Genomic DNA, 9,325 nt, shown 5'->3' with positions numbered 1-9,325 from the left:
GCCCAGCGCGGAGAACCCCGCGCCCGCCCCGTCCCCCGACGCCGGCGGGAGCGACGCGTCGCCGGGCGGTGCCGCGACGCCGGTCCAGCCCTCGGCCGTCCCGTCCAAGGTCGTGAACGCGTTCGTCGCGTGCATGCGCAAGCAGGGCATCAAGGTGCCCAAGGACGTGGACACCTGGCGTCCCGACCCGCAGGACGGCCGCACGCAGAAGGCGCTCATGGCCTGCATCGGCCGTTCCGGGGCGCCGAGTTCCTGAGCCGCCCGTGCGCCGCGCTCAGCCGAGCGGCCACGGGCCCGCGGACGGGACGTCCCCGCGCGGCCCGACCAGCCGGCCGCCCCCGCGGAACCCGGTCGAGCGCGCGACCGGCCACGCCGGCGGCGGCGCGGCGTACACCGGCCGGGCCGGGGCCGCGGCGGGACGCTCCCGGGGAACGTCCGGACGCGGCGGGGCGGCCGGGCGGGCGCGGCGCTCGTGCCGGGGGAAGGCCAGCAGGGCGAGGACGGCGAGGCCGACACCCGCGAGCCGCAGCAGGAGCAGCCCGGACTCGCGCGGCCACGGCTCCCCGTACAGCAGCGTCGCCGACAGCAGCAGATGCGTCTTCGCGGTCACCGTCACGACGGTGACGATGATGGTGAGGCGGCAGCGCTGCAGCCCGATCGACAGCAGCCCGAGGCCGAGCACGCCCGCGAGCAGGAACAGCGCCGGGTACGCGGTGGTCAGCGCGGCCCACCGGTCCGGCCCGGCGAGCAGCATCGCCATGCCCATGCCGAAGACCTCGGTCGCGCCGAGCAGGACGCCCGCGCCGAGCCCGTAGGCGATACCGGTCAGCGGCCTGGCGTGCCGGCCGCCGACCTGCCGGTCCCGGACGCAGAGCAGCCACAGCGGCAGCGCGAGCGACGGGACGAGGACGAGCGCGGCCTTCCACGGCGACAGCGCGGCAGCGGCCGCGGCACCGCCCGTCCGGTGGAGCGCCTCGGCCAGGGAGTCCCCGTGGCCGGGCATGACCGACAGCGCCGCGGCGACCATCGCCGCGACGGTGAGCAGGGCGGCCGGCCACTCGCGCGACGTCGGCCGCTCGCCGAAGCCGCTCATCCCCACCACCAGCAGCAGGACTAGGCCGAGCCCGAACGCGGGGAGCGTCGCGACGACCGGGAGCGTGACGAGCGCGGTCGCCGACAGGGTGAAGCCCGCGAGCAGCACCAGGACACCGGTCAGCCAGCGCGGGCTGCGCACCAGGTGCCCGGCGGCGTGCAGCGGATGGCGGCCCCCGATCGGGCTCATCCGGCCGGTGGCCGTCTTGAACAGGACGTAGGCGCCGATGTAGACGGCCTGCGCGGCGCAGGCGAGGACGACCGCTTGCATGGCACACCTCCTGCCCGGATGGTGACACGGGAGGCGCACCGGAAGATCCGGCCCGAGACGCAGAGTAATCGCCCGATTTGTAGGCTTAGATGAGCAATATTCCGATCACGAGCGGGAAGGTGCCCCTCGCGATCGCCATCGGGGGCGGCGCGGGTATGTGCCGGAGTGAGCGGGAACATGGTCGATGTTTCATATTTTCGCAATGCGCCGATGCGGCGGTAACTCGTACCGTAGGCTCCGCGATTAGTGCAGTAACCCTCCCGGAAAGGCAGAGATCAATACGTCCAGGACGTCACCCGGTCACTCACTGGAGCCGAGCGACCGCTGTGCGCTTTCGATTTCCTACTGTGTGGTGATGGATTGACCGTGGGGATGGAACGGCTCGGTGAGCCGTTCGAGTTCACCGGCGACGGCGACGGCGGCCGCCGTGCCCGGCGCACCGTCCGCGAGCGCGCCGCGAAGGTCGTCGCCGACGAGACCCTCCTGGACGACATCGAGCTGATGGCCGCCGAGGGCGTCACCAACGCCATCCTGCACGGGACGGGGATCATCGCCGTGACCGTCGCGACCGACGGCCGGCGCCTCCGCGTCGACATCACCGACGACGGCCCCGCCCGGGACGACTCCGCGGGCGCCGAGCCGCGCCTCGACCACGGCCGCGGCCTCACCGTCATCGACGCCCTGGCCGACGAGTGGAGCTTCGAGCAGTCCCCCCACCGCACCCGCCTCTGGTTCCTGATCCACGCGCTGCGCTGACCGCCCACCGGTCACCGACGCGATCCCCACCAAGGCCCCTTCAGGCCCACCGGATGCGTTGACTTGCGGCGTGTTGTTGTTATCCGGCGTGCCATAACAACAACACGCCGCAAGTCAACGAGGGCGGGGGCCGGGTCGGTCGTCAGGACTCGTCAGCCCCGTGGGACTGGAGGTCGCGGCGGACTACCTTGCCCGTCGCGTTGCGGGGCAGTGCGTCCAGGAAGTGGACGTCGCGGGGGACGGCGTAGCGCGCTAGGCGGTCGCGGACGTGGTCGCGGACGGTGTCGGCGTCCAGGGTCTCCCCCTCGTGCAGCGCGAGGAAGGCGGCGGCGCGCTGGCCGAACTTCTCGTCCGGTACCCCGATCACCGCGACCTCCCGCACCTGCGGCATCGCGCCGAGGACCTCCTCGATGGCGCTCGGGAAGACGTTCTCGCCACCCGAGACGATCATGTCGTCGTCGCGGCCCTGCACGAACAGCCGGCCCGCCTCGTCCATGCGGCCGACGTCGCCGAGGCTCATCAGGCCGTCGCGCATCTCCTTGGTGGCGCCGCTGGTGTAGCCGGCGAACGGCAGGTCGTTCCCGACGAAGATCCGTCCCGTGGTGCCGGGCGGGACGGGCTCGCCGGACTCGTCCAGGATCGCGACCACGGTCCCCGGCGGTGCCGTGCCCGCGGTATCGGGGCAGGCGCGCAGGTCGGCGGGCGTGGCGATGGTGACCCACGACGCCTCCGTCGACCCGTACATGTTGTAGAGGACGTCGCCGTACTCGTCCATGAACGCCGTGGCCAGCGCCGGCGGCAGGGCCGAGCCGCTGGACGCCACGATCCGCAGCGACGACGTGTCGTGCCCGCTCCGCGCCTCCTCCGGGACGTTCAGCAGGCGCTGCAGCATCACGGGCACGGCGATCAGCGCGGTCGCCCCGGTGGCCTCGATCGTCTTGAGGGTCTGCTCGGGGTCGAAGCGGGACCGCAGCACGATCGTGGCGCGCAGCGGCAGCGCCGCCTGGAGCATCGCGTATCCCCAGGTGTGGAACAGCGGCGCCTCGATGAACATCCGCTCGTGCACCCGGAACGGAATGCGCGACATGATCGCCACCATCGGCGACAGGCCGGGCCGCGAGTGCCGGTTGGCGCCCTTCGGCCGGCCGGTCGTGCCGGAGCTGAGCACGATCGTGCGGCCCGCCTTCGCCGGCGGGGCGATCTTCTCCGCGGGCGCCGTGGCGATGAGGTTCTCCAGCTCCGAGTCCGTCCCGCCGGCCTCGACGGTGTGGACGCTCTCCGGCAGCGCCGCGAGGAAGTCGCCGAACTCGCCGTCGGCGATGACGACCTCCACCTCCTGCTCGTCCACGACCGACACGAGCTGGTCGGTGCTCATCCCGGTGTTCAGCAGGACGAGGTCGGAGCCGCCCTTGCTGCACGCGACGAGGGTCTCGACCATGCCCCGGTGGTTGCGGCACAGCACCGCGACGCGGGGCGCCTCACCGAACCGCCCGAGGGCGGCGGCGAGCCGGTCGGTGCGGGCGTCGAGCTCGGCGTAGGTCAGCTCCCCCGCGTCGTCGATGACCGCGACATGGTCGGGATCGCGGGCGGCGGACGACACGAGCGTCCCGCCCAGCAGCGTCCCCCAGCGGCGCAGCGCGTCCAGTTGGCGGACGACCTTCAGCGGCGGCCCGGGGCGCCCCATCCCGCTGCGGACGAACATGCCCCCCGCCCGCACGACCAGCGCCGCCCGGCGCTGGAACTTCGACGATCGTCCGCTCATCCGCCGCCTCCGGCCATAAGTGGGAAGTTACGGTCTACGACCGTATGATTCACCGTTTTCGTCCTCTTCTGCATCCGGGCAGTTATTTGGCAGCGCATCTATCACTTATCTGACAATTGAGGGGCGCCGGGGAGTGCTCCGCTCCCCGGCTTTGCTCACGGACGGGGGATGTTGCGGAGGTTGCTGCGGGCCAGGTCGAGCATCTTGCCCACACCGCCCGCGAGGACGGTCTTGCCGGCGGAGAGCGCGAAGCCCTTCACCTGCTGCGCGGTGATGTTCGGCGGGATGGACAGGGCGTTCGGGTCGGTGACGACGTCCAGCAGGTAGGGGCCGGGGGCGGCGAGGGCGCGCTTCAGCCCGTCCTCCACGTCGGTGGGGCGCTCCACGCGGGACGACTCGATGCCCATCGCCGCGGCGACCGCGGCGTAGTCGACGGCCTCGTGGTCGGTCTCGTAGGCGGGGAAGCCGTCCACCATCATCTCCAGGCGCACCATCCCGAGCGACGCGTTGTTGAACAGGATGATCTTCACGGGGATGCGGTGCAGTTTCACCGTGAGGAGTTCGCCGAGCAGCATCGCGAGGCCGCCGTCGCCGGAGACGGAGATGACCTGCCGTCCGGGCGCGCCGTACTGGGCGCCGATCGCGTGCGGGAGGGCGTTCGCCATGGAGCCGTGCACGAACGAGCCCAGCATGCGGCGCCGCCCGTTGGGGGTGATGTAGCGGGCGACCCAGACGTTGCCCATGCCGGTGTCCACGGTGAATATCGCGTCGTCCGCGGCGACGTCGTCCAGGACGCTCGCGACGTACTCGGGGTGGATCGGGATGTGCTTTTCGATGTCCCGCGTGTAGGCGGAGACGACGTTCTCCAGAGCGCGCGCGTGGCGGTGCAGCATCTCGTCCAGATACGCCCGGTCGTGCTTCTGCTCGACCTTGTCCAGGACGAGCCGGAGCGTCTCCCCCACGTCGCCATGGACGGCCAGGTCGAGCGGCGTGCGCCGACCCAGTCTCGACGGGTCGGCATCCACCTGGACGGTGTTCTTGCCAGGCAGGAACTGGTCGTAAGGGAAGTCCGTGCCCAGGAGGAGGACGAGGTCGGCCTCCTGTGTCGCCTCGTAGCAGGCGCCGTAACCGAGCAGACCGCTCATCCCGACGTCGAACGGGTTGTCGTACTGGATCCACTCCTTGCCGCGCAGCGCGTGCCCCACCGGCGAGAGGACCTTGTGCGCGAGCGCCATCACCTCGGCATGGGCGCCCCTGACGCCGCCGCCGCAGAACAGCATCACCTTGCGCGCCCGGTTCAGCGCCCCGGCCAGCTGCTCGACCTGGTCCTGCGGCGGCCGGACGATGCCCTTCTGCACGAGGAAGTCGTGCTCGCCGGCGGAGCCCTCGACGTCCTTGCCGGCCGTGTCGCCGGGCAGCGTCAGCACGGAGACGCCGCCCAGCCCGACCGCGTGCTGGATCGCGGTCCGCAGGATGCGCGGCATCTGCTCCGGGGTGACGATCGGCTCGCAGAAGTGGCTGCACTCGGCGAAGAGCCGCTCGGGGTGGGTCTCCTGGAAGTAGCCGCTGCCGATCTGCGTGCTGGGGATCTGCGACGCGAGCGCCAGCACCGGCGCGCCCGACCGGTGCGCGTCGTACAGGCCCTGGACGAGGTGCGTGTTGCCCGGCCCGCAGCTCCCGGCGCACACCGCGAGCCGCCCGGTGGTCTGCGCCTCCGCCGCCGCCGCGAACGCGCCCGCCTCCTCGTTGCGGACGTGGACCCAGTCGATGCCGTCGGTGCGGCGGATCGCGTCCACGATCGGGTTGAGGCTGTCGCCCACCACCCCGTAGACGCGCCGGACGCCGGCCTGCCGCAACACCTCGATGAACTGGTCGGCGACCGTCGCCATCGTCCCTCCCGCTCCGTTTGCGCTGCCTTGCCCCGACAGATGCCCGACGATCTCCTCCTGACACACTCGTCTCCCCCGGGTTAGATAGTTAACACGTGAATCACTTCAGGGAGGTCCGGTGCCGCCATGAACGTTGAACAGCCGGACTTCTGGTCGTTCGTAGAGTTGGCGGGGCGCCGGCTGGAGGAGGAGTTCGGGTTTCCGCATCCGCTGGCGACGCGGCTGCTGCTGACGCTCAACCGGGCGTCCGCGATCGTCACCTATGACCTGGAGTCCACGGTGCACCGGCCGCGGGGGCATTCGTGGGCGGGGTTCCGGCTGCTGTTCGTCACCTGGCTGGCGGGCCCGCTGGAGCCGGGCCGGGCCGCCACGCTGGCCGGGATGAGCAGGGCCGCGGTGTCCAACCTGGCCAAGACGCTGATCGCGGACGGGATGCTGGAACGCACCCCCGGCGAGCGGGACGGCCGGTCGGTGATCCTCTCGCTGACCGAGCACGGCCACCGCGCGATGCTGGACGTCTTCGCCGGCCAGAACGAGCGCGAGCGGCAGTGGGCGGGCGTGCTGACCGAGACCGAGCAGCAGATGCTGATCATGCTGCTGGACAAGCTCATCGAGGGCCGGACCCGGTTCGACGTGCGGGAACGGAGCTAACCCGAGAGCCAGCCCGCACGCGCGACGCGGTTAGCCCCTTCCTTGGGAGGGAGAAGGGTCGTAGTGTCAGCACAAAGTAGTTAATGCGTTAACCATCGGAGGCGATGGAGCATGGCCCACTACCGCAGGGTCGGCCACGTGCCGCCGAAACGCCACACCCAGCATCGCCACAGCGAGGGCGGGGACGACGGGCAACGGCTGTACTTCGAGGAGCTCATGGGCGAGGAGGGCTTCTCGTCCGACTCGTCCCTGCTGTACCACCGGGAGATCCCGTCCGCGATCGTCGATTCGCAGGCGTGGGACCTCCCGGACGCCTCCACGACGCCCAACCACCCGCTGAAACCGCGCCACCTCAAGCTGCACGAGCTGTTCCCCAAGGAGGCGTGGGCCGAGACCGACGTCGTCACCGGGCGGCGCCTCATCCTCGGCAACGCCGACGTCCGGCTGTCGTACGTCGTGTCCGCCGCCGACTCGCCGCTGTACCGCAACGCGACCGGCGACGAGATCGTGTACGTCGAGTCCGGCAGCGCGACGGTCGAGACGGTGTTCGGGACGCTGTCCGCAGAGGACGGCGACTACGTCGTCATCCCGGCGTCCACCACCCACCGGTGGCTGCCCACCGGCGACCAGCCGCTCCGCGCGTACGCGATCGAGGCGACCGGCCACGTCGCGCCGCCCAAGCGCTACCTGTCGCGCTACGGCCAGTTCCTTGAGCACGCCCCGTACTGCGAACGCGACCTCCACGGCCCGGACGAGCCCCTCCAGGCGGACGGTACGGACGTCGAGGTCCTGGTGAAGCACAGGGGTTCGCGCGGCATCACCGGAACCCGCATGACCTACGCCCGCCACCCGTTCGACGTCGTCGGCTGGGACGGCTGCCTCTACCCGTTCACGTTCAGCGTCCACGACTTCGAGCCGATCACCGGACGCGTCCACCAGCCGCCGCCCGCGCACCAGGTGTTCGAGGGGCACAACTTCGTCGTGTGCAACTTCGTCCCCCGCAAGGTGGACTACCACCCGCTGTCGATCCCGGTGCCCTACTACCACTCCAACGTGGACTCCGACGAGGTCATGTTCTACTGCGGCGGCGACTACGAGGCCCGCAAGGGCTCCGGCATCGGGCAGGGGTCGGTCTCGGTCCACCCGGGCGGCTTCGCGCACGGCCCGCAGCCCGGCGCGTACGAGCGCAGCATCGGCGTCGAGTTCTTCGACGAGCTGGCCGTCATGGTCGACACGTTCCGTCCGCTGGAGCTCGGGGAGGGCGGTCTGGCCTGCGAAGACCCGGACTACGCCTGGACGTGGGCGAGGGGGCGGGCATGAGGGTCCCGACGTTCGCCCGCGGGCTGTGCGACGACGCGGCCGTGTTCCCGCCCGGCCTCGCGCCGCTGGCCGAGGCCGTCCCGGCCCACCGCGCGCACCGCGCCGCCCCCTACGCCGAGCTCGTCGGCCCCCTCGTCCTGCCGGCGGCCGCGCTGCGCGACCTCGACCCGCTGCTCGACGACGCCGACCCGCTCGGCCTGTCGCTGACGGCGCCGGGCGGGCCGTGCGAGGCCGCCAAGGCGCTCGTGACGGCCGCCGACCTGCCCGTCGCCGTGCGCGGGCTCGAGGTCGCCGTCCCGCCCGGCATGCACCCGGACGAGTTCTTCCGCGTCCTCGGCCGCGTCGACGTGCCCCTCTACGTCGAGGTGCCGCGGGACGACCGCCGCCCCGCGATGATCGCCGCGATCGCCGCGCGCGGCCACCGCGCGAAGTTCCGCACCGGCGGCGTGAAGGCCAACCTGTACCCGTCCCCGGAGGAGCTGGCCGCCGCGATCCAGGCGGTGGCGGACGCCGGGGTCCCGTTCAAGGCGACCGCCGGGCTGCACCACCCGGTCCGCAACACCGACCCGGAGACCGGCTTCCACCAGCACGGCTTCCTGAACCTGCTGCTCGCGGCCGACGCGGCCCTGGACGGCCGCCCGCTCGGCGACCTCGCCGCCGTCCTCGCCGACCGCGACGCCCGGTCCGTCGCGCACCGCGTGGCCCGGCTCGGCGAGGCCAGGACGTCCGCCGCCCGCGCCCTGTTCCTGTCCTTCGGCACGTGCAGCATCACCGACCCCGTGACCGAACTCACGGACCTCGGGCTACTCGAACCCGTGTTCCAGGAGACCACCCGATGACACGCATAGAAATCCCCGGGGACTCCCTCTTCGGGTACGACAACCTCCCCTACGGCGTGTTCTCGACCGCCCGCACGTCACCTCGCGTGGGCGTCCGCGTAGCCGACACCGTCGTCGACCTCACCGTCGTCGACACCGTGTTCGCCACGGCGTCCCTGAACCCCTTCATGGCTCAGGGCCACGCACGCTGGGTGGAGGTCCGCGAACAGATTCTGGACCTCATTGCAGGAGAGATACCGGACGCGGCCGTGCATCCCGTGGACGAGGTCACGATGCACATGCCGTTCGAGGTCGCCGACTACGTCGACTTCTACGCGTCCGAACACCACGCGTCCAACCTGGGCCGCCTGTTCCGCCCCGGCTCCGAGCCGCTCATGCCGAACTGGAAGCATCTCCCCGTCGGCTACCACGGCCGTGCGGGGACGGTCGTGCCGTCGGGGACCGACATCGTCCGTCCCACCGGCCAGCGCAAGGGCGAGGACGTCCCGACGTTCGGCGAGAGCCGCCGCCTGGACATCGAGGCAGAGGTCGGCTTCGTCGTCGGCACCCCGTCTCCCCTGGGCACCTCGGTAGGCGTGGACGACTTCGACGAGCGGGTCTTCGGTCTCGTCCTCCTGAACGACTGGTCCGCGCGTGACATCCAGGCATGGGAGTACGTGCCCCTTGGCCCGTTCCTGGGGAAGAGCTTCGCGACGTCCATCTCCCCTTGGGTCGTCCCCCTCCTCGCCCTGGAAGCCGCCCGCGT

At 71.5% G+C, this 9,325-nt stretch carries 9 protein-coding genes; 6 read left to right on the top strand and 3 right to left on the bottom strand.

What is annotated here, in order from left to right; all coding sequences use genetic code 11:
• The coding region (locus E1200_RS34020; protein ID WP_165950481.1) for a hypothetical protein at positions 1–256 on the top strand (256 nt) is incomplete at its 5' end.
• A gap of 18 nt (positions 257–274) precedes the next feature.
• On the opposite strand, the gene E1200_RS27335 is transcribed toward E1200_RS34020, so the two are convergent.
• A complete protein-coding gene (locus tag E1200_RS27335) occupies positions 275–1,363 on the bottom strand; it encodes a hypothetical protein (protein WP_131954952.1) in 1,089 nt (362 codons plus the stop codon).
• A 372-nt stretch (positions 1,364–1,735) separates the two neighbouring features.
• Here E1200_RS27335 and E1200_RS27330 point away from each other — a divergent pair, with 372 nt between their 5' ends.
• On the top strand, positions 1,736–2,119 hold the full coding sequence (locus E1200_RS27330; RefSeq protein WP_131954953.1) for an ATP-binding protein: 384 nt from the start codon (positions 1,736–1,738) through the stop codon (positions 2,117–2,119).
• 142 nt (positions 2,120–2,261) lie between these two features.
• Here E1200_RS27330 and E1200_RS27325 read toward each other — a convergent pair whose 3' ends face one another.
• Positions 2,262–3,881 (bottom strand): AMP-binding protein, encoded by a 1,620-nt coding sequence (locus E1200_RS27325; RefSeq protein WP_131954951.1) that lies wholly within the window; start codon positions 3,879–3,881, stop codon positions 2,262–2,264.
• 155 nt (positions 3,882–4,036) lie between these two features.
• On the bottom strand, positions 4,037–5,770 hold the full coding sequence (locus E1200_RS27320) for a pyruvate dehydrogenase (protein WP_131954950.1): 1,734 nt from the start codon (positions 5,768–5,770) through the stop codon (positions 4,037–4,039).
• A 126-nt stretch (positions 5,771–5,896) separates the two neighbouring features.
• On the opposite strand from E1200_RS27320, the gene E1200_RS27315 reads away from it, so the two are divergent.
• The 4 genes from E1200_RS27315 to E1200_RS27300 form a co-directional block, all read left to right on the top strand.
• Complete coding sequence (locus E1200_RS27315; protein ID WP_131954949.1) at positions 5,897–6,421, top strand: MarR family winged helix-turn-helix transcriptional regulator; 525 nt, start codon at positions 5,897–5,899, stop codon at positions 6,419–6,421.
• A 111-nt stretch (positions 6,422–6,532) separates the two neighbouring features.
• Positions 6,533–7,741 (top strand): cupin domain-containing protein, encoded by a 1,209-nt coding sequence (locus E1200_RS27310; RefSeq protein WP_131954948.1) that lies wholly within the window; start codon positions 6,533–6,535, stop codon positions 7,739–7,741.
• Positions 7,738–8,580: a hypothetical protein gene (locus tag E1200_RS27305; protein WP_131954947.1), complete on the top strand. Its 843-nt coding sequence runs from the start codon at positions 7,738–7,740 to the stop codon at positions 8,578–8,580. The genes E1200_RS27310 and E1200_RS27305 overlap by 4 nt, the downstream gene beginning before the upstream one ends.
• The coding region (locus E1200_RS27300; RefSeq protein ID WP_207933564.1) for a fumarylacetoacetate hydrolase family protein at positions 8,577–9,325 on the top strand (749 nt) is incomplete at its 3' end. The genes E1200_RS27305 and E1200_RS27300, both read left to right, overlap by 4 nt.

This window comes from Actinomadura sp. GC306, from assembly GCF_004348665.1.
Classification (GTDB): domain Bacteria; phylum Actinomycetota; class Actinomycetes; order Streptosporangiales; family Streptosporangiaceae; genus Spirillospora.
The sequence above is the reverse complement of the archived record's forward strand: the minus strand, read 5'-3'. Positions and strand labels throughout refer to the sequence as shown.